Raw genomic sequence first — 20,379 nt, forward strand, 5'->3', positions numbered from 1 at the left:
GGCCATCACTGATCCTCACATCCCGGGCCGACTGCCAAAAATTGCCAATATGGTCCCGGGCATCTCCCATAGCGGCATAGCGTCGACTCAGACCGGAAACCCCGCGTCGTGGCGGTACGTCGCCTTCTTCACCTACGTCACGCAACGGCGCGCGACAGGAGCCAGAGGACATGCAGACCAAGCTGGACGAAGCCAAGGCCGAGCTGCTCGTACGGGCCGCCAAGGTAGCTGACAACAGCCCGGGCGGTGGTGTCGGTGGCCCGGGCGGTACCTCCCGGGTACGTGTTGCGGCCACCGGGGCCGACCCGGAGCGTCCCGGGCAGGACGTACTCCTTGCCTACCTCCAGCGCTACTACCTGCACACCGCTGCGGAGGACATCGCGGGCCGCGACCCCGTGGACGTCTTCGGCGCCGCCTCCTCCCACTACCGCCTCGCGGAGACACGCCCGCAGGGCACGGCGAACGTCCGGGTGCACACCCCGACCGTCGAGGAGAACGGCTGGACGTGCAGCCACTCCGTGGTCGAGGTCGTCACCGACGACATGCCGTTCCTGGTCGACTCCGTCACCAATGAGCTGTCCCGGCAGGGGCGCGGCATCCATGTCGTGATCCACCCGCAGGTCCTCGTACGCCGCGACGTCACCGGCAAGCTCATCGAGGTCCTTGCCGAGGGCAACGGCATCGCGACGGGCCCGCAGGGCGTCGAGGACGCCGGGACCGAGCTGCCGCACGACGCACTCGTCGAGTCCTGGATCCACGTCGAGATCGACCGCGAGACCGACCGCTCCGACCTCCAGCAGATCGCCACCGATCTGCTGCGGGTGCTGTCCGACGTACGGGAGACCGTCGAGGACTGGGAGAAGATGCGCGACGCCGCGCTGCGCATCGCCGACGACCTGCCCGGCGAGCCGCTCGACGACCTCGCCGACGAAGAGGTGAACGAGGCCAGGGAGCTGCTGCGCTGGCTCGCCGCCGACCACTTCACCTTCCTCGGCTACCGCGAGTACGAGCTGAAGGAAACCGACGCGCTGGCCGCCGTCCCCGGCACCGGCCTCGGCATCCTGCGCTCCGACCCGCACCACAGCGTCGACGAGGCGCACCCCGTCAGCCCGTCCTTCGACCGGCTGCCCGCCGACGTCCGGGCCAAGGCCCGCGAGCGCAAGCTCCTCATCCTCACCAAGGCCAACAGCCGGTCGACCGTCCACCGCCCCAGCTACCTCGACTACGTCGGCGTGAAGAAGTTCGACGCCGACGGCAATGTCATCGGTGAGCGCCGCTTCCTCGGGCTGTTCTCGTCCGCCGCCTACACCGAGTCCGTGCGCCGGGTGCCCGTCATCCGCCGCAAGGTCGACGAGGTGCTGGAGGGCGCGGGCTTCTCGCCCAACAGCCACGACGGCCGCGACCTGCTGCAGATCCTGGAGACGTACCCGCGCGACGAGCTCTTCCAGACGCCCGTCGACCAGCTGCGCTCCGTCGTCACCTCCGTGCTGTACCTCCAGGAGCGCCGTCGGCTGCGGCTCTACCTGCGCCAGGACGAGTACGGGCGCTACTACTCCGCGATCGTCTACCTGCCGCGCGACCGCTACACCACCGGTGTACGCCTGCGACTGATCGACATCCTCAAGGAGGAACTGGGCGGCACCAGCGTCGACTTCACCGCCTGGAACACCGAGTCGATCCTCTCCCGGCTGCACTTCGTCGTCCGGGTCGCACCCGGCACCGAGCTGCCCGACCTCACCGACGCCGAGGCCGACCGCATCGAGGCCCGGCTCGTCGAGGCAGCCCGCTCCTGGGCCGACGGCTTCCAGGAGGCGCTGGGCGCCGAGTGCGGCGAGGAGCGTGCCGCCGAGCTGCTGCGCCAATACGGCCACTCGTTCCCCGAGGGCTACAAGGCCGACCACACGCCACGCGCCGCCGTGGCCGACCTGGTCCACCTGGAGGCCCTGAAGAAGGACGAGAAGGACTTCGCCCTCAGCCTGTACGAGCCGGTCGGCGCCGGCCCCGGCGAGCGCCGCTTCAAGATCTACCGGACCGGCGAGCAGGTCTCCCTCTCCGCCGTGCTCCCGGCGCTCCAGCGACTCGGTGTCGAGGTCGTCGACGAGCGTCCGTACGAGCTGCGCTGCGCGGACCGTACCCACGCCTGGATCTACGACTTCGGCCTGCGGATGCCGCAGACCAACGGCAGCGGCAACTACCTCGCCGACGACGCCCGCGACCGGTTCCAGGACGCCTTCGCCGCCGTGTGGACGGGTGAGGCGGAGAACGACGGCTTCAACTCGCTCGTGCTGGGCGCCGGTCTGAACTGGCGTCAGGCGATGGTGCTGCGCGCCTACGCGAAGTACCTGCGCCAGGCCGGGTCGACCTTCAGCCAGGACTACATGGAGAGCACTCTCCGTAACAACGTCCACACCACCCGGCTGCTGGTCTCGCTCTTCGAGGCGCGGATGTCGCCCGAGCGCCAGCGGGCCGGTACGGAGCTGACCGACGGCATCCTCGAGGAGCTGGACGGGGCCCTGGACCAGGTCGCCTCGCTCGACGAGGACCGGATCCTGCGGTCCTTCCTCACTGTCATCAAGGCCACCCTGCGTACCAACTTCTTCCAGACGGAGGACGGTGGCAAGCCGCACGGTTACGTCTCGATGAAGTTCGACCCGCAGTCCATCCCGGACCTGCCGGCGCCCCGCCCCGCGTTCGAGATCTGGGTCTACTCGCCGCGCGTCGAGGGCGTGCACCTGCGCTTCGGCAAGGTCGCCCGAGGCGGTCTGCGCTGGTCGGACCGGCGCGAGGACTTCCGTACGGAGATCCTCGGCCTGGTCAAGGCGCAGATGGTGAAGAACACCGTCATCGTGCCGGTCGGCGCCAAGGGCGGCTTCGTCGCCAAGCAGCTCCCGGACCCGGCCGTCGACCGGGACGCCTGGATGGCCGAGGGCATCGCCTCCTACCGCACCTTCATCTCGGCGCTGCTCGACATCACCGACAACATGGTGGCCGGCGAGGTCGTGCCGCCCAGGGACGTCGTCCGTCACGACGAGGACGACACCTACCTGGTCGTCGCCGCCGACAAGGGCACCGCGAAGTTCTCCGACATCGCCAACGAGGTCGCCGACTCGTACGGCTTCTGGCTCGGCGACGCGTTCGCCTCCGGCGGTTCCGCCGGTTACGACCACAAGGGCATGGGCATCACCGCCCGCGGCGCCTGGGAGTCCGTCAAGCGGCACTTCCGCGAGCTCGGCCACGACACCCAGACCGAGGACTTCACCGTCGTCGGCGTCGGTGACATGTCGGGTGACGTGTTCGGCAACGGCATGCTGCTCTCCGAGCACATCCGGCTCGTCGCCGCCTTCGACCACCGGCACATCTTCCTCGACCCGAACCCGGACGCCGCCACCTCGTACGCCGAGCGGCGCCGCCTCTTCGACCTGCCGCGCAGCTCCTGGGCCGACTACAACAAGGACCTGATCTCCGCGGGCGGTGGCATCCACCCGCGCAGCGCCAAGTCCATCCCGGTCAACGCGCACATCCGTGAGGCTCTCGGTATCGAGTCGGGTGTCACGAAGATGACGCCCGCCGAGCTGATGCAGACCATCCTCAAGGCCCGCGTCGACCTGGTGTGGAACGGCGGCATCGGTACGTACATCAAGTCGTCCGCCGAGACGAACCCGGACGTCGGCGACAAGGCCAACGACGCGATCCGCGTCAACGGCCAGGACCTGCGGGCCAAGGTCGTCGGCGAGGGCGGCAACCTCGGTGCCACCCAGCTCGGGCGGATCGAGTTCGCCCGCAACGGCGGCCGGATCAACACCGACGCGATCGACAACAGCGCCGGTGTGGACACCTCCGACCACGAGGTGAACATCAAGATCCTGCTCAACGGTCTGGTCCGGGACGGCGACATGACCGTCAAGCAGCGCAACAAGCTGCTCGCCGAGATGACCGACGCGATCGGCCGTCTGGTGCTGCGCAACAACTACGCGCAGAACGTGGCGCTCGCCAACGCCACGGCCCAGACGTCCTCCCTGCTCCACGCCCACCAGCGCTTCATGCGCCGGCTGGTCCGTGACGGGGACCTCGACCGCGGGCTGGAGTTCCTGCCCACCGACCGGCAGATCCGTGAACTGCTGAACGCCGGCAAGGGGCTCAGCCAGCCCGAACTGGCTGTGCTGCTCGCGTACACGAAGATCACAGTGGCCCGGGAGCTGATCAAGACCAGCCTGCCGGACGACCCGCACCTGCAGAAGCTGCTGCACGCCTACTTCCCGCAGCAGCTGCGCGAGCAGTTCCCCGAGGCGGTCGACGGCCACGCGCTGCGTCGCGAGATCATTACCACGGTTCTGGTCAACGACACCGTGAACAGCGGTGGTTCGACCTTCCTGCACCGGCTGCGGGAAGAGACCGGCGCCTCGATCGAGGAGATCGTGCGGGCGCAGTTCGTGGCCCGCGAGATCTTCGGCCTCGGCCAGGTGTGGGACGCCGTCGAGGCGCTCGACAACAAGGTCGCCGCCGATGTGCAGACCCGGATCCGGCTGCACTCGCGCCGGCTCGTCGAGCGCGGCTCGCGCTGGCTGCTCGGCAACCGGCTGCAGCCGCTGGAGATCGCCGGGACGATCGACTTCTTCAAGGCGGGTGTCGAGCAGGTCTGGGCCGAGCTGCCCAAGATGCTGATGGGCGCCGACCTGGACTGGTACCAGTCGATCCTGGACGAGCTCACCGAGGCGGGTGTCCCGGACGAGCTGGCCCAGCGGGTCGCCGGATTCTCCTCCGCCTTCCCGGTGCTGGACATCGTGGCGATCGCGGACCGCACCGGCAAGGACCCGCTCTCCGTCGCCGAGGTGTACTACGACCTCGCGGACCGGCTGGGCATCACCCAGCTGATGGACCGGATCATCGAGCTGCCGCGGGCCGACCGCTGGCAGTCCATGGCCCGCGCCTCCATCCGCGAGGACCTGTACGCCGCGCATGCCGCGCTCACCGCGGATGTGCTGTCCGTGGGCAACGGGACCTCCACGCCGGAGGAGCGGTTCATGGCGTGGGAGGAGAAGAACGCGGCGATCCTCACCCGGTCGCGTTCCACGCTTGAGGAGATTCAGGGGTCGGAAGCGTTCGATCTGGCGAACCTGTCGGTCGCCATGCGGACGATGCGGACCTTGCTGCGTACGCACGCGTAGGGATTGATGGGGGCGGGGCGGTTGCCGAGGGGCAACCGCCCCGCCCTCAGTCACGGACGGGCCCGGCCGGCCGCCCGCGCCGCTACTTCTTGCCGGTGAACTTCTCGTAAGCGGCCACGACCTCGTCCGCCGGACCGTCCATGCGCAGCGTCCCCGCCTCCAGCCAGATCGCCCGGTCGCAGGTCTCGGTGATCGACTTGTTGCTGTGGCTGACCAGGAAGACCGTGCCCGCCTCCTTGCGCAGCTCCTTGATCCGCTCCTTGCTGCGCCGCTGGAACCTGGCGTCGCCGGTGGACAGCGCCTCGTCGATCAGGAGGACGTCATGGCTCTTGGCGGCCGCGATCGAGAAGCGCAGCCGGGCGCCCATGCCGGAGGAGTACGTCCGCATCGGCAGCGTGATGAAGTCGCCCTTCTCGTTGATGCCGGAGAAGTCGACGATCCCCTGGTAGCGCTCGCGGATCTGGGCCCGCGTCATACCCATCGCGAGGCCGCCGAGCACGACGTTGCGCTCGCCGGTCAGATCGCTCATCAGCGCCGCGTTCACGCCGAGCAGCGAGGGCTGGCCCTGGGTGTGCACCCGGCCCTTCGTCGCGGGCAGCAGACCGGCGATCGCCTTCAGCAGCGTCGACTTCCCCGAGCCGTTGGAACCGATCAGGCCGATGGCCTCGCCCTTGTACGCGGCGAAGCTCACCCCCTTCACGGCGTGCACCTCGCGCACCCCGGGGGTCTGCCGGCGCGAGACGATCCGGCTGAGCGCCGAGGTGGCGCTGCCCTTTCCGGTACGGGCGCCATTGACCCGGTACGTGATGTGGACGTCGTCCACGACGACGGTCGGCACCCGCTCGTTGTAGTCAGCCATGTCGTCAGCCACGTCCGTACCGCTCTTCCGCCTGCCAGAAGTACACGAATCCGCCCACGCCGCACACGAGCGCCCAGCCCGCGGCGATCGCCCACACATGCGGCGGCAGATGGGACGCGCCGAAGCTGTCGATGAGTGCGAACCGCATCAGGTCGATGAAGACCGCTGCCGGATTGCACTCCAGCATCACCAGCACGAAGTGCGGAACCCGGTCCCCCTCGAGCATCGTGTCCACGCTCCACATGACGCCCGAGGCATACATCCAGGTGCGCAGGATGAACGGCATCAGCTGGGCGATGTCCGGCGTCCGCGCGGCCAGCCGTGCCACCACCATGGAGACACCGGTGTTGAACACCGCCTGCAGGAACAGCGCCGGAATCGCCAGCAGCCAGGACGGTCTGGGAAACTGCCCGAACCCCACCAGAATCAGCACCAGCGCGCCCAGCGAGAACAGCAGCTGCTGGAGCTGCTGCAGGGCCAGCGCGATCGGCAGCGAGGCGCGAGGGAAGTGCAGGGCCCGGACGAGCCCGAGATTGCCGCTGATCGCGCGGGTGCCCGCGGTGATCGAGCTGCTGGTGAAGGTCCAGATGAACACGCCGGTGACGAGGAACGGAACGAAGTCCTCGACGTCCTTCTTCGTGTTCATCAGGACGCCGAAGATGAAGTAGTAGACCGTCGCGTTCAGCAGCGGGGTCATGATCTGCCAGATCTGGCCGAGCTTCGCCTGGCTGTACTGGGCGGTCAGCTTGGCGGTGGCGAAGGCCGTGATGAAGTGCCGCCGCCCCCACAACTGCCGGATGTACGCGCCCAGCGAGGGCCGGGCCCCGCTCATGGTCAGTCCGTGCCGGGCGGCGAGCGCGGCGAGCTCACCCGGTGCGTAGACCGGGAAGGGTGCACCGGCAGGGGTGTCGGCCGGGGCCGCTGGGATTGTTGTCTGGCTCACCACGATCGCTTTCGGCGGGAGGGCAGGATCACGACGACCGACGGGACGGAACCGTATCGTCGCAACGCCGAGGGTAGGGTGCATGCACGTCGCAACGCAACCGTTTCGTCGTTGCGGACTATGCTTCGGTCATGACCACCGATCCGGGAACCCGCCGCCGTGCCCCCGCCGGAGCCGCTGTGCTGCGCGAGGACATCACCGATGCGATTCGCAGCGCCGTCTTCGAGGAGCTGGCCGCGGTGGGCTTCGCCCGGATGTCGATCGAGGGCATCGCCCGGCGCGCGGGCGTCGGCAAGACCGCCGTCTACCGCCGCTGGAAGTCCAAGCTGGCCCTGGTCCTCGACCTGGTCTCCGCCGTCGCCGTCCAGGGCGTGCCGGCTCCGGCGACCGGTTCGCTGTACGGGGATGTCCGCGCTGTACTCGAACTCGCCTCCTACGCCCTGCGTCACCCCGTCGCCTCGCAGGTCATCCCGGATCTGCTGGTCGAGGCGGCCCGCAGTCCGGAGATCTCCGAGACGATCAAGGCCGCTCTGCTGGACCCGCATCAGGGCATCGCCGCCGTCGTCGTACGGGAGGCCGTGGCGCGCGGCGAACTGCCCGAGGGCAGCGACCCGGACCGCGCGCTGGACCTGATCGTCGGCCCGCTCTACTGGCGGCTCGCCGTCGTCCGCACCGCGCTGCCCAAGGGCTACCTCGACGACCTGGCGGCATCCGCCGTCGCCGCTCTCCAGAACTGAGCCCACCAGGGATTACGGGACAGCCCTTACGACCTCGCCCACGATTGTCAGCGGCGTCGCGGTGTCTGGGACCTCCGCCTCCGGCGTTGTCGTCAGTCTTCCCCAAGGTCTCGGCTTCGCTCGACCTGGGGGAGACCCCATCCGCTCTGCGTCGACTCCCTCCTCCGCCTTGGATTCGAAGGCCCCAGACGCCGCTCCTTCTCCCACTGCCAATCGTGGGCGAGGTCGTTAACCCTCGGCGAGCAGCCGGTCCGCGACCCGCGCCGCCGCCCCGCCGTCGTCCAGGTCGCAGAAGTCCCGGCGGAAACTCTCGTACGCCTCCGCGTGCCGGGCCGCCGACGCGGTCAGGGCACGGGAATCGCGCAGGACTCCGGCGATCTCGTCCGTGCCGACGAGCAGCGGCCCCGGCGCCCGGGTCTCGAAATCCAGGCAGAAACCGCGCACCGTGTCGCGGTAGTGCTCCAGGTCGTAGGTGTGGAAGAGCATCGGGCGGCCCGTGTGCGCGTAGTCGAACATCAGCCCCGCATAGTCCGTGACCAGTACATCGGCGATCAGCAGCAGCTCCGCGGTGTCCGGGTGCGCCGACACATCGCGTACGCCGTGTCCCTCGGGCACGCTGCCGGTCACCCGCGGGTGGCGCCGGACCAGCACGGTGTGGCTGTCGCCGAGGGACCGCACCAGCGCTGCCAGGTCGAGTGCCGGATCCCAGCGGTAACGGGGCCGCTCGCCGCCGGGGCCGGGCGGGTGGGCCAGCTGGTCACGGTAGGTCGGCGCATACAGCACGACCCGGCGGCCGTCCGGGATGCCGAGCCTGTGCCGTACCCGCTCGGCGGTCTTGGCCCGATCGGCCGAGAAGAGCAGATCGTTGGCGGGGGAGCCCGCCTCCAGGACCTCGCCCCCGTAGCCGAGAGCGCGGCGCAGCAGCGGGGTGGAGTGGCGGCTGGGGGAGACCAGGACGGACCACTGGGCCGCCCGGCGCGGCAGCGAGGCGAGCTCGTGGTGGTCGGCGTACAGCGTGCCGCCCAGATCCGCGCCGAAGCGGCCGAGCGGCGTGCCGTGCCAGGTCTGCACGACGATCTGGCCGGGCCGCCGCTCGAACCACTCGGGCAGCTGGTCGGCGGTGACGATCCGGCGGGACCGCGCCAGCGCCTCGTACCAGGCGGCGCTGTGTTCGATGACCGGGACGGTGGCGGAGGGGATGTGCCCGTGGAGCGCGTCGGTGACCCAGAGGTGCTCCGACTCCACGCCCCGGCGCAGGAGTTCGGCGTGCACGGCACGCGGTGAGTCGCCGCCCGTGTAGAGGACGGCGTCCCGCAGCGGCAGCGCGCGCCGGGCCGGATAGTGCGTGCCGCGCAATTCGGCCCGGCGGTACGCGCCCCGCTCGGCGACCGCGAGTACCGGCCCGGCCTGCACGGTCAGCCGGTCGCCGAACCTGCGGTCCAGGGCGAACTCCCGGCCGTGCGCGGGGGCCGTGGTGCCCGCCCCGGTGCGGCGGAGCGGCAGACGGGCGGTGAGTGCGGTCAGTACACGGACCGGCCGACCGCCCAGATAGGCGTCCCAGCGGCCCTCGTGCAGCCCTGCGGCCACCGAGGGCGCGAGGAACGCGGTGAAGCGGCGCCCCTCGTAAGCCCCGGCGTCCGCATTCCCGTACGCCCCCGCGCGCGGCTCCTCGTGTGTGACGGGGACGACCACCCTCTCGCGCAGTGCCTCGTGCCGCAGTACGAGGTGGGCCGGGCCGTCGTCCTGCCGCACGTCCGTCCCGGCGCCGGTCACCCCCTCCACCCGCAGCGCGCCGTCCGACGTCCATGCCGCCCCGTCCACGAACGGCTGCCCGCCCAGGTCCAGCACCAGCTCGCCCGCCGCATCGGCCACGACCGGCGGCGCCACCTCAGGGGCCGCGGCCAGCGGCACCCTCGAACCGTCCGCCAGCACCAGCCGCGCCCGCCACCGCCCGCCGGGCTCCGGTTCGACCTCGCGGGGCGCCCGGTGCGGTGCCTGGGGTGCGACCGCCATCCCGGCGAGGTCGGCGAGCGGAATCCGTACCGTGAAACGGTCGTCGGCCCGGCACTCGACCGGGTGGCCGAACTCCTGGTCCGCCACCCCTTCGCAGGTCAGCACCAGGGCCTTTGGCCGGGCGCCCCCGTACAGCCGGCCGGTCAACTCCAGCTCCTCGCCGATGCGACGGTCCTCGCACCGGGCCGGCAACTGTGTCAGGGTCATCCTCAGCCGCCCGTCCAGGTGGTCGAGCACCGCCCGCCGCCCGTCGCCCAGGTCATGGACGAGCGGCTGCGCGGCCCCCGCCTCCACGGCCCGCACGGCCACCCGGCGGACCGTGCCTTGAGCGGCCACCATCATGCCCACCAGCCAGCCGCCGGGCCGCAGCCGACACGGGTCGAGAGTCAGCTCGAAGCCCGAGTGGTCGTAACTGTGCAGTTCCTGCCCGGAGTTGATGGTGGCCTCGGGTGCGGGCACGTTCCGTACCGGCACCGTTCGCAGATGCTGGCCGCGGGTCGCGCGCACCATGCCCACCTTCAGTGAGTGGCGCGGCGCCGCAGCCGGCAGATTGCGGATGTACGCGTATCCGCGCAGCCGCAGCTTGCCGTCCTCGCCCCACTGAGCCTCCAACAGCCGTGCCACGGCCGGGAGATCGTTACGGGCGAGGCGGGTGCTGTCCGGGATGCCGGGGAAACCGGCCTGCCGCCGCCCCGGTACGCCGCCGACCGTGAACGTCCCAGCGCCGTTGGCCCGTTCGAAGGCGAGCACGGCCAGCAGCTCCGCAAGCCTGCGCTCCTTCACCAGCTGCCACTTGATCCGCAGCTCGACCGGCAGCTCATGGGCCACGTCCCGGCCCGGCCTGGCCACCGAGTCCATCCGCTCCATCCGGTCCAGGAACGCCCCCGCGTCCGCCATGAACGCGTCCCGGTACTCGGGACCGCCCATCGTGAGCCCCTCCAGGAAGTACACGAAGTCGTCGCGCAGGCACGAGAGGTCGTAGCGGCGCCGCGCACCGCCGTGTCCCCCCCGGCCCCGGCTCGCCAGGAACGCGCTGACCTGCTCGCATGCCGAGATCCGGTCCCGTACGCCCTGCACATCCGTACGCCGCCGGGTGATCGACCCCTCCCGAACCCGCCAGTAATAGACGTGCTCGTGCAGCACATCGACCGAGCCCGCGAGGAAGTGCGCCGGGATCACTACTGGGGTGTCCTCGTAGAGCTTCCCCTCCGGGAAGGCGAAGGCGTGCCGGTCCCAGAAAGAGCGCCGGAACACCTTGTTCCAGGCGACCCGGTCGGCGAGCAGCCGCGGATCGCGGCTGATGTGGGTGCGGGCCCGGGTGGCGGTCAGCCAGCGGTACTGCCAGGCCTGCTGCCGCCCCTGCTCGGTCAGCCGCCACACATTGCCGGTGGCGAGATCGGAACCGGTCGACTCCAGCGAGGCCAGCATCCGCTCGAAGGCGTCATGGACGACGATGTCGTCGCTGTCGACGAACGCCAGATACGGCACGCTTGCCGTGGTGTGCCGTACGCCCGTGTTGCGGGCCGCGCTCAGCCCCGCGTTGGGCTGACGGACATAGCGGAAGCGGCGGTCGCGGGCGGCGAACGCCCTGGCGAGGGCCGCGCTGCCGTCCGTCGAACCGTCGTCGACGAGGACCGCCTCGATCTCGGCGACCGACTGTTCGGCCACCGACCGCAGGCAGTCCTCCAGATAGTCCTCGACGTTGTGGACCGGGACGACGACACTGAGGCGCGGCTTCATGCCAGGTCAACCGGGGCGGACGCGCCGGGTCACCGGCACTGCCCCGAACGGGTGAACACGCGATTCGGTGCGCGGTGGGCGAGGTCGTTACGCTCGGCTGCCATGCTCCTCAGTGTTGTCGTGCCCGTCCACCGCGTTCAGGGTTACCTCAGGGCGAACCTGGAGTCCGTACTCGGCCAGGGCCCCGGGGAATGGGAGCTTCTCGTCGCCGACGACGGGTCGAGGGACGGCAGCGCCGAGATCGCCGCCGAGTTCGCGGCGCGCGACCCGAGGGTCAGGGTGATCACGCTTCCCGAGCACCGCGGGGCGGGTCCGGCCCGCAACGCCGGGGCGGCGCAGGCGCGCGGCCGGTATCTGCTCTTCCTCGACGGCGACGACCTGCTGCGACCGGGGGCCCTGGAAGCGATCAGCGACCGGCTGGCCGCGGGCGAACCGGACGTACTCCTCCTGGGGCACGACCGCGTCGACTGGTTGGGCGACGTATCGTCCCCGGTGTCCGTGATCCCGTCCCCGGTGTCCATGGCCGAGGGCTTCTCCACCGCCACTCCGCGCCTCTTCCGCCACGCTTTCTGGACCGCGCACGGCCTCCACTTCACCGACGGTCCCTACGAGGACGTCCTCCCCGTCCACCGCGCCACCCTCCTCGCCTCCGACGCCGGTACGCTCGACGCCCTCGACCGGATCTGTGTCCGCCACCGCATCCGCCGCTCCGGCACCTTCGCCGCCACCCCGGGACGCCATCACTTCGCGATCCTCGACGCATACGAACGCCTGCTCGCCGAGACGGGCCACGATCCACGGATCCAGGCGGCGCGCACCCGCCACCTGCGCGCCGTCCTCGCCGACACCGGCCGGACCGCCCCCGAGGACCGCGCCGCCTTCCACCGCGCCGCGGCCCTCCCCGGCAGCTACGCCGTCCACCGTGCCCGGGAAGCCGCCCGCACCGGCCGCACCCGCACCCGGGCCGCCCTGCGCCGCCGCAAGAAGACGCTCCGGGCCCGCGTCATGCGCGCCGCCTACCGCACCGACCTGCACCGCCCCCTGGACCCCGGCCTCGCGGTGTACGGGGCCTATTGGAACCGGGGCGTCGCCTGCAACCCGGCCGCGATCCACGCCAAGGCCCTCGAACTCGCCCCGCACATCCGGGGCGTCTGGGCCGTCTCCTCCCGTCACCGCGACCGCATGCCGCCCGGCGTCCCGTACGTCATCGAGGGCTCCCGCGCCTACTGGCGGGCGATGGCCACCGCCACGTACCTGATCAACAACTCCAGCTTCCCCGGCGGCTTCACCAAACGCCCCGGCCAGCGCTATCTCCAGACCCACCACGGCACCCCGCTGAAGACCATGGGCCTGGACCAGCGCGCCTACCCGGCCCTCACCAACGGCATCAGCTTCGAGAAGATCGTCGCCCACGCCGACCAGTGGGACTTCTCCCTCTCCGCCAACCCGCACACCACCGAGATCTGGGACCGGGTCTACCCGTCCGGATACGAGCATCTGAACCTCGGCTACCCGCGCAACGACATCTTCTTCACCGCCACCCCCGAGCAGACCGCCGCGATCCGGCAGCGCCTCTGCCTCGCCCAGGACCGGACCGTGCTGCTGTACGCGCCCACCCACCGCGACTACCGCAAGGGCTTCGTCCCCCACCTCGACCTGGAACGACTCTCCCGCGAACTCGGGCCGGACTACGTCGTGCTGGTCCGCGCGCACTACTTCTACGGCCGCTCGGCACAGCTGGACAGCGCCCGGGTGGTGGACGTGACGGGATATCCGTCCGTCGAGGAACTCTGCCTGGTCTCCGACGCGTTGATCACCGACTACTCGTCGCTGATGTTCGACTACGCCTGTCTGGACCGCCCGATCATCAGCCACGTCCCGGACTGGGCCGCCTACCGGGCCTCGCGCGGCACCTACTTCGACCTGCTCTCCGGACGGCCCGGCGACACCCCGGGCGCCGTCGCCACCGACGAGGACGAGCTGCTGGAACTGTTCAGGACGGGCGAATGGCGATCGGCGCGGACAGCGGAGCTGCGGGCGGCATTCCGGGAGCGCTTCTGCCCGTACGACGACGGGCACGCGGCCGAGCGCGTGGTGCGGCGGCTCTTCCTGAGCGACAGGGAGTAACGACCTCGCCGGTCCACGCGGCGCAGCCGATGTCACCCGTTCGGGAGAGACCGCAACCGGTGACCCCCGGCCCTTCACGGGGTTGAGCCATACGGACAACCAGGCCCCCGATGAACGGACGTGCTCAACATGCCGCCACGGCTCAGTGTCGTCGTACCCGTCCACAACGTCGAGCTCTATCTGACGGACTGCCTGAAGTCCCTCGCGGAGCAGACCATGACCGACCTGGAGGTGGTGATGGTCGACGACGGGTCCACCGACAACAGCGCGGCCCTGGCCGCCGAGTTCGCCGAACAGGACGGCCGGTTCCGGCTGGTGAGCCAGGAGAACGGCGGACTGGGGCACGCCCGCAACACCGGGGTCCGCAACTGCGACCCGGGCGCCCGCCATCTCGCTTTCGTCGACAGCGACGATGTGCTCCCGCCTCGCGCGTACGAACTCCTCCTCGGCGCCCTGGACGAGACCGGCTCGGACATCGCGTCCGGCAATGTGCTGCGGCTGCGGGCCTCGGGCAGGCTCCAGCAGTCGCCCAACTTCCGCAAGCCCATGGCGACGACCCGGCTGCGCACCCACATCTCCCGCGACTGGGACCTCGCCGCCGACAGGATCGCCTGCAACAAGGTCTTCCGCCGGTCCTTCTGGGACGAGCACGCCTTCGCCTTCCCGGTCGGCGCCCTGTACGAGGACATCCCCGTCGTCCTGCCCGCCCACTTCCTGGCCCGCTCCGTCGATGTGCTGAAGGACGCCGTCTACCACTGGCGCGACCGGGCGGGTTCGATCACCACCCGCCGCGCCGTCGTCCGCGGCGTCCAGGACCGGGCCTCGCATGTGCTGGGCGTCTCCACCTTCCTCGACGAGCACCGCGGCGCCGCCGACAAACGGCAGTACGAGGCGCATGTCCTCGCCAACGACCTCTGGTACTTCATGGAGGCGCTGCCCGACGGCGACGAGGAGTACCGGCGCGCCTTCCTCACGTACGCCAACGAGTTCACGGACCAGGTCGACCCGGCCGTGCTCGACGCGCTCCCGTTGCGGCTGCGCCTGATGTGGCATCTCGTGCGCGAACGGCGGACCGATGATCTGCTCGCCCTGCTCGCCTTCGACAAGGCCGAGCCGGGAGCGTTCGCGGTACGGGGCATGCGGCGCCGCAGTGCCTTCTTCCCGGCCCTCACCCGGCCGGTGCCGCGCTCGGTGCTGCGGGTCACCGACCGGGACCTGCCGCTCACCGCCCGGCTGCTGGACGCGGACTGGCGGGGCGGCAAGCTGCACCTCAAGGGGTACGCCTACATCCGGAACCTCCCCGCCACCACGCGCGGCACCGAGTTCCGGGCCGGCTGGCTGCGGGCGGGGCGACGGCATGTGGTGCCGCTCCGGCTGCGCACGGTCGCCGAAGCCGAGGCCACCGCCCGGTCCCGGCAGAGCCTGCACGACTACGACCGGTCCGGCTTCGAGACCGTCATCGACCCGGCAAGGCTCCGCATCGATGCGGGCGGCAGCCTCGAACGGCTCACCTGGCGCCTGGAGATCGGCATCGCCGGACATGGCATGCTGCGCCGATCCGACCTCTCGACGAACGAGGCGGCCGCACCGCCGCCCGTGCACCGGCCCGACGGCGACCACCGGATCGTGCCCGCCTTCGAGAGCGGCAGGCTCGTGCTGCACACCGAGCGGATCGACGCCCGCTTCGAGACGCACCGCGCGGGCGACACCGGCGACGGCGACGGCACCGTGGCGATCGACGGGATGATCCGGGACCGCTTCGGCCAGGGACCGCTGCGCCTCGCACTCACCCACCGGGCCTCCGGTACCTCCTTCGACTGTCCGGTGACCGTGCACGAGGGGGCCGCACCCTCGGCGGCGGGATGGCGGCGCTTCACCGCCGATGTCCCGCTCGGCGCCTTCGCCGACGCCCGGAGGAGCGCGGGGGAGGGGCCTGCGTGCGCGCAGCTGCCGTACAGCCTGCATCTGGTCGGCCCGGACGGGCGCAGGACACCGATCGATGTGCCGGGGCCCGTACTGCCGGGCCGCTACCCGCTGGGCGAGAACGGAGACAAGCGGCGCGAGCTCGGGCTCACCGCCAGTTCCCGAGGCAATCTGCTGATCAGCGACCGCATCGTGCAGCCCGCCGTCGACCTGGCGACCTGGACGGAGGACGGACGACTCCTCCTGGAGGGCACCTTCCCCGACGACCCGGAACGGCCCGTCGAGCTGGTGGCCCGGCACAGCGGGCACGGCGAGGAGGCCGTCTTCGCCCTCGTCTCCTCCGGGGCCGTCGGGGCGCGGCGGTTCAGGGCCGCGCTCCGGCCGGACGCCGTCGAGGGAGCCGGCGGGAGACTGCCGCTGGGCGAGGGGCACTGGTACCTCTTCCTCCGCGAGAAGGGCGCGAGAGACGACGCGTACGACGCACCACTGCGTGTCCCGGCCGCCGCACACCGCACCCTGCCCGCCGCCCGCACCCTCGCGGGCCGGAAGTACCTCATCGAACGGCGCTTCCACGACCAGCTGCTGATCAACTCCGCGCCGGTGCTCACCGCCGCGGAACGCGGTGCGCGCGGCAAGCGGCTGCTGCGCGAGGCGTACCGGGGCCTGCGCATGGCACCCCTGCGCGAGACCGTGTTGTACAGCAGCTTCGACGGCCGTCAGTACTCCGACTCGCCGCGCGCGATCCATGAGGAAGTGGCCTGGCGGGGCGTCGAGTTGGAGCATCTTTGGGTGGTGCGCGACCAGCAGGCCCGTATCCCGGCGGGTACCACGGCCGTCGAGCACGGCTCCGCAGCCTGGCATGAGGCGCTGGCCCGCAGCCGTCACATCGTCACCAACACCCAGCTGCCGGAGTGGTTCGAGCGGCGCCAGGGTCAGTGCGTCGTCCAGACCTGGCACGGCACCCCCCTCAAGCGCATCGGGCTCGACCTCGCAGGCACCGCCCAGGCCAACGCCGCCTATATCGCCACCATCGAGCAGCGCGCCCGCCAGTGGAGCGTCCTGGTCTCCCCGAACCGCTTCGCCACCCCCGTCCTGCGGCGGTCGTTCGGCTACCAGGGCGAGGTCCTGGAGTGCGGCTATCCCCGCAACGACCTGTTCCGCGCCCCGGACCGGCACAAGGTCGCCACGGCGGTACGGGAGCGGCTCGGCATCCCCGAGGGCAAGCGGGTCGTGCTGTACGCGCCGACCTGGCGCGAGGACCGGCCGCAGGGCGGCGGCCGCTACGCCCTCGACCTGCAGCTCGACCTGTCCGCCGCCGAACGCGAACTCGGCGCGGACACCGTCCTGTTGATCCGCCGCCACTACCTGGTCGCCGACCGCCTCCCGGACAGCGGCAGCGGCTTCGTCCGTGACGTCTCGCGCTACGGGGACGTCGGTGAGCTGATGCTGATCAGCGATGCACTGGTCACCGACTACTCCTCGCTGATGTTCGACTTCGCCCAGACCGGCCGCCCGATGCTCTTCCACACCTACGATCTGGCGCACTACCGCGACACCCTGCGCGGCTTCTGCTTCGACTTCGAGGCGCACGCCCCCGGCCCCCTGATTCCCGGCTCCGCCGGACTCATCGAGGCGCTGCGCGACCCGGAGCAGGCCACCGGGGGGCACGCGCAGGCGTACGAGGCATTTCTCCGGGACTTCTGCGACCTGGACGACGGACGCGCGGCGGCGGCGGTGGTCGACCGGATGCTCCAGGACCTTGACCGGCCCTGATCCGCCGGACCCGGGTCCGCGCAGCCCGGCCGGTCCCGGTACCGGCCGGGCAGGGGGCCCGAGGCCATCACGCCCCCTGAATCGTTCGAGTGATTCTGGGATTCGGGCCTTTGCGTAGATACGCAGGGCATTGAAGTAGCGATCCATATAAGCGCGGTCATCGGTGCGTTGCCCAGCGTCTTCAGGTTGCTACGTTCTTTTTTCATGGGTATCCGAATGCGATGCGAAACCTGGGACGTACGACGGGCGAGGGTTGTCGTACTCATTGCTGCGGCCGCGGGTCTCCTCACCCGAATGCTGATCGCGGCGAACATGCCGGGCCCGGCCGACGTGCGGATCTTTCAAGGCTTCGCACAGGCCATCGTGCGATACGGCCCCATTCGGATTTACGAACAACCGCTGCCGGGACTGCCCGTCTACAACCATCCGCCACTGGCGGGCTGGATACTCCTCGGTCTGAACGAACTCTCCCGACTCGGAATTCCGTTCGGAACGCTGATCAGATCACCCGCCTCGATCTCCGACTTCTTCTGCGCGCTCCTCGTGTTCGAAATCGTGCGCCGGCGCCGCTCCGTCGGCGCGGCGGTCGCCTGCGGTGTGGGCGTGGCCGTCAGCCCCGTACTGATCGCCACCTCCGGTTATCACGGCAACACCGACGAGGTCGCCATCATGTTCGCCCTGGCCGCCGCCCATCTGCTCGTGGACAGGAAGGCACCGCTGGCCGCCGGGGTGAGCGCCGCGCTGTCGATCAGCGTCAAGTTCGTCCCGGTGGTGGTGATTCCGGCGCTGTTCGTCGTCGCGCTGCGGGCAGGCCGGCCGGCGCTCATCCGTTTCACCGCCGGGTTCACCGCCCTGGTCGTCCTGGTCTGGGGGCCGGTCCTGTCGACCGTGCCGCAGAACCTCAAGGAGAACGTCCTGGAATACGCGGGCGGCAACTATCGGCTCTGGGGCCTCGTCCGGTTCGCCGATGAGTTCGGCCTGCCGCAGTCGTTCATCACCTTCATCCAGGGCGAGGGCCACTTCCTCTTCGTGCTGGCCTGTGCGGCGGCCGGGGTCTGGCTTGCCTGGCTGCGGCCCGCGCAGCTGCCTGGTGTCGTCGCCGTCACGATGGGTCTCCTGCTGCTGCTCTCCACCGCGTCCGCCCTGCAGTACCTGACCTGGGCGGCCGCCGGACTGTTCGTCGTCGGGTTCTGGGAAGGCGCCGCGTACAGCTGTCTGCTCGGCCTGACCGCGGTCCTCGGCTACCAGGGGCGCTCCGCGGTGCGCTGGAGCGAAACGGTGCTGCACCTCGGCGAGGCCGGCTGGTTCGTCCTCGCCGTCGGCCTCGTCAGCGGAATCCGCAAGATTCTCGCCGCGCAGCCGGCCGTGCCCCCGCAACCCCCCGCCGAGCGGACCTCGGTCGCGGCGTCCCGCACCTCGCGGTCCACCGGTTCCGCCGTCGACTGACCGCCCCTCCCAAGCACCGAGCACCGAGCACCGAGCACAACTGGAGAACGCCCCGTGAAGGAAAGCCCGAGCCCCAGGATCGGCATCCTGGTGGTCGCGTACAACGCCGAGACGACGCTGGAGAGGACCCTCGACCGCATTCCGGAGGACTTCCGGTCCAAGGTCGCCGAGGTCCTCATTCTCGACGACGCGAGCCATGACGCGACCTTCACCGCGGGCTGCCGCTGGTCGCAGACGGAGGGATTGCCGCGGACCGTGGTGATGCGGCACACCAAGAATCTTGGATACGGCGGAAACCAGAAGGCCGGATACGCGCTGGCCGCCGAACACGGACTCGACATCATCGTGCTGCTGCACGGCGACGGGCAGTACGCCCCTGAATTTCTGCCCGACATGGTCGCACCGATCGAACGCGGCGAATGCGAGGCCGTGTTCGGATCCCGGATGATGAAATCCGGATCCGCTCTCAAGGGCGGTATGCCGGTGTACAAATGGCTCGGCAATCGCATTCTCACCCGGGTGGAGAACATCCTGCTCGGCTCGCAGCTCACCGAATTCCACTCCGGCTACCGCGCCTACAGCGTCGCGGCACTCAAGAAGCTGCCGATCCACCGGAACACCGACGCGTTCGATTTCGACACCCAGATCATCGTCCAGCTGCTCAACGAGGGAATGCGGATCAAGGAGATCCCCGTCCCCACCTACTACGGCGACGAGATCTGCTACGTCAATGGCATGAAGTATGCGAAGGACGTTGTCAAGGACGTCCTCGAATACCGGCTCGCCGTCAAGGGATTCGGCACCTGCGCCTGGATCCCCAAACCCGTCGAGTACGCGTTCAAGGAGGGAGACGGTTCCTCGCACGCCGTCATCCTGGAGAAGATGCGCAGCCTCCCGCCCGGCCGGGTCCTCGATCTCGGCTGTTCCGGCGGCCTGTTCGCACAGCGCCTCGAAGCCCTCGGCCACGAAGTGACGGGCGTGGACTACGTGGAGGTCCCCGGCGTACGCGAGAGATGCACCCACTTCCACCTCGCCGACCTGGAGGAGGGGCTGCCCGCGGAGATCGACGCCGACTACGACTACGTCGTCGCCGGCGATGTCATCGAGCACCTCTCCCGCCCCGAGCGCGTGCTCACCGAGGTCGCCACCGTGCTGCGACCCGGCGGCCATGTGCTGCTCTCCGTACCGAACTTCAGCCACTGGTACTCACGGCTGCGGGTCGCGCTCGGCGTCTTCGACTACGACCGGCGCGGCATCCTCGACGAAACACATCTGCGCTTCTTCACCCGGGCCAGCCTGCGCCGCACCGTCAGGAACGCGGGCTACGACGTCCTCCACATCACCTCCACCGGGGCCCCGTTCTGGGCGCTGCTCGGCGGCGGACCGCTCCCGGCGGTCCTGGGCGCGGTGTCGAAGCTGCTCACCCGGATCCGGCCGACGCTGTTCGGCTATCAGCACGTCGCACTGCTGACCCCGCATGCGGCCGAGACGATCATCGCTGGAGAGCACGTCGATGTACAGGACATCCTCAACCAGGACATCCTCAACCGGCAGGACGCCTCCGCCGACCGGGTCGGCGTCTGAGGCCGCCGTCTCCCGTCCCACCCCCGCCCCGCCGTCCGAAACCCCGGTCGTCGCAGTCAGGAGCAAGGC

General features: G+C 70.3%; 9 protein-coding genes. 6 read left to right on the top strand and 3 right to left on the bottom strand.

The features are described 5' to 3' along the window. Nucleotides 1-170 precede the first annotated feature (170 nt). Nucleotides 171-5,165, top strand: a complete 4,995-nt coding sequence (locus ACH4EW_RS08615; protein WP_398253412.1) for an NAD-glutamate dehydrogenase — start codon at nt 171-173, stop codon at nt 5,163-5,165. An 82-nt stretch (nt 5,166-5,247) separates the two neighbouring features. Here ACH4EW_RS08615 and ACH4EW_RS08620 read toward each other — a convergent pair whose 3' ends face one another. Beyond that, complete coding sequence (locus ACH4EW_RS08620) at nt 5,248-6,024, bottom strand: ABC transporter ATP-binding protein (RefSeq protein WP_398253414.1); 777 nt, start codon at nt 6,022-6,024, stop codon at nt 5,248-5,250. A 4-nt stretch (nt 6,025-6,028) separates the two neighbouring features. Further along, nucleotides 6,029-6,970: an ABC transporter permease gene (locus tag ACH4EW_RS08625; RefSeq protein WP_398253416.1), complete on the bottom strand. Its 942-nt coding sequence runs from the start codon at nt 6,968-6,970 to the stop codon at nt 6,029-6,031. A gap of 128 nt (nt 6,971-7,098) precedes the next feature. Between ACH4EW_RS08625 and ACH4EW_RS08630 the strand changes: the two genes are divergently transcribed. Next, complete coding sequence (locus tag ACH4EW_RS08630; protein WP_398253418.1) at nt 7,099-7,704, top strand: TetR/AcrR family transcriptional regulator; 606 nt, start codon at nt 7,099-7,101, stop codon at nt 7,702-7,704. A 228-nt stretch (nt 7,705-7,932) separates the two neighbouring features. On the opposite strand, the gene ACH4EW_RS08635 is transcribed toward ACH4EW_RS08630, so the two are convergent. Next, a complete protein-coding gene (locus ACH4EW_RS08635; protein ID WP_398253420.1) occupies nt 7,933-11,457 on the bottom strand; it encodes a CDP-glycerol glycerophosphotransferase family protein in 3,525 nt (1,174 codons plus the stop codon). A gap of 102 nt (nt 11,458-11,559) precedes the next feature. On the opposite strand from ACH4EW_RS08635, the gene ACH4EW_RS08640 reads away from it, so the two are divergent. The 4 genes from ACH4EW_RS08640 (at nt 11,560) to ACH4EW_RS08655 (ending at nt 20,310) form a co-directional block, all read left to right on the top strand. Further along, nucleotides 11,560-13,584 carry a CDP-glycerol glycerophosphotransferase family protein gene (locus ACH4EW_RS08640; protein ID WP_398253423.1) on the top strand — a complete coding sequence of 675 codons (2,025 nt, stop codon included), beginning with the start codon at nt 11,560-11,562 and terminating at the stop codon, nt 13,582-13,584. 129 nt (nt 13,585-13,713) lie between these two features. Then, nucleotides 13,714-17,280, top strand: a complete 3,567-nt coding sequence (locus ACH4EW_RS08645) for a CDP-glycerol glycerophosphotransferase family protein (protein WP_398254735.1) — start codon at nt 13,714-13,716, stop codon at nt 17,278-17,280. A gap of 204 nt (nt 17,281-17,484) precedes the next feature. After that, on the top strand, nt 17,485-18,726 hold the full coding sequence (locus tag ACH4EW_RS08650; protein WP_398253426.1) for a glycosyltransferase family 39 protein: 1,242 nt from the start codon (nt 17,485-17,487) through the stop codon (nt 18,724-18,726). A 54-nt stretch (nt 18,727-18,780) separates the two neighbouring features. After that, nucleotides 18,781-20,310 carry a methyltransferase domain-containing protein gene (locus ACH4EW_RS08655; RefSeq protein WP_398253429.1) on the top strand — a complete coding sequence of 510 codons (1,530 nt, stop codon included), beginning with the start codon at nt 18,781-18,783 and terminating at the stop codon, nt 20,308-20,310. The last annotated feature ends 69 nt before the right edge of the window (nt 20,311-20,379 follow it).

Source organism: Streptomyces sp. NPDC018000, assembly GCF_044328025.1.
Lineage (GTDB): Bacteria > Actinomycetota > Actinomycetes > Streptomycetales > Streptomycetaceae > Streptomyces.

Excerpts from the sequence above, each read along its gene's own strand:
- ACH4EW_RS08630 (WP_398253418.1), top strand. The coding sequence starts at position 7,099 with ATGACCACCGATCCGGGAACCCGCCGCCGTGCCCCCGCCGGAGCCGCT.
- ACH4EW_RS08645 (WP_398254735.1), top strand. The coding sequence starts at position 13,714 with ATGCCGCCACGGCTCAGTGTCGTCGTACCCGTCCACAACGTCGAGCTC.
- ACH4EW_RS08635 (WP_398253420.1), bottom strand. The coding sequence starts at position 11,457 with ATGAAGCCGCGCCTCAGTGTCGTCGTCCCGGTCCACAACGTCGAGGAC.
- ACH4EW_RS08620 (WP_398253414.1), bottom strand. The coding sequence starts at position 6,024 with ATGGCTGACTACAACGAGCGGGTGCCGACCGTCGTCGTGGACGACGTC.
- ACH4EW_RS08640 (WP_398253423.1), top strand. The coding sequence starts at position 11,560 with ATGCTCCTCAGTGTTGTCGTGCCCGTCCACCGCGTTCAGGGTTACCTC.
- ACH4EW_RS08650 (WP_398253426.1), top strand. The coding sequence starts at position 17,485 with ATGGGTATCCGAATGCGATGCGAAACCTGGGACGTACGACGGGCGAGG.
- ACH4EW_RS08615 (WP_398253412.1), top strand. The coding sequence starts at position 171 with ATGCAGACCAAGCTGGACGAAGCCAAGGCCGAGCTGCTCGTACGGGCC.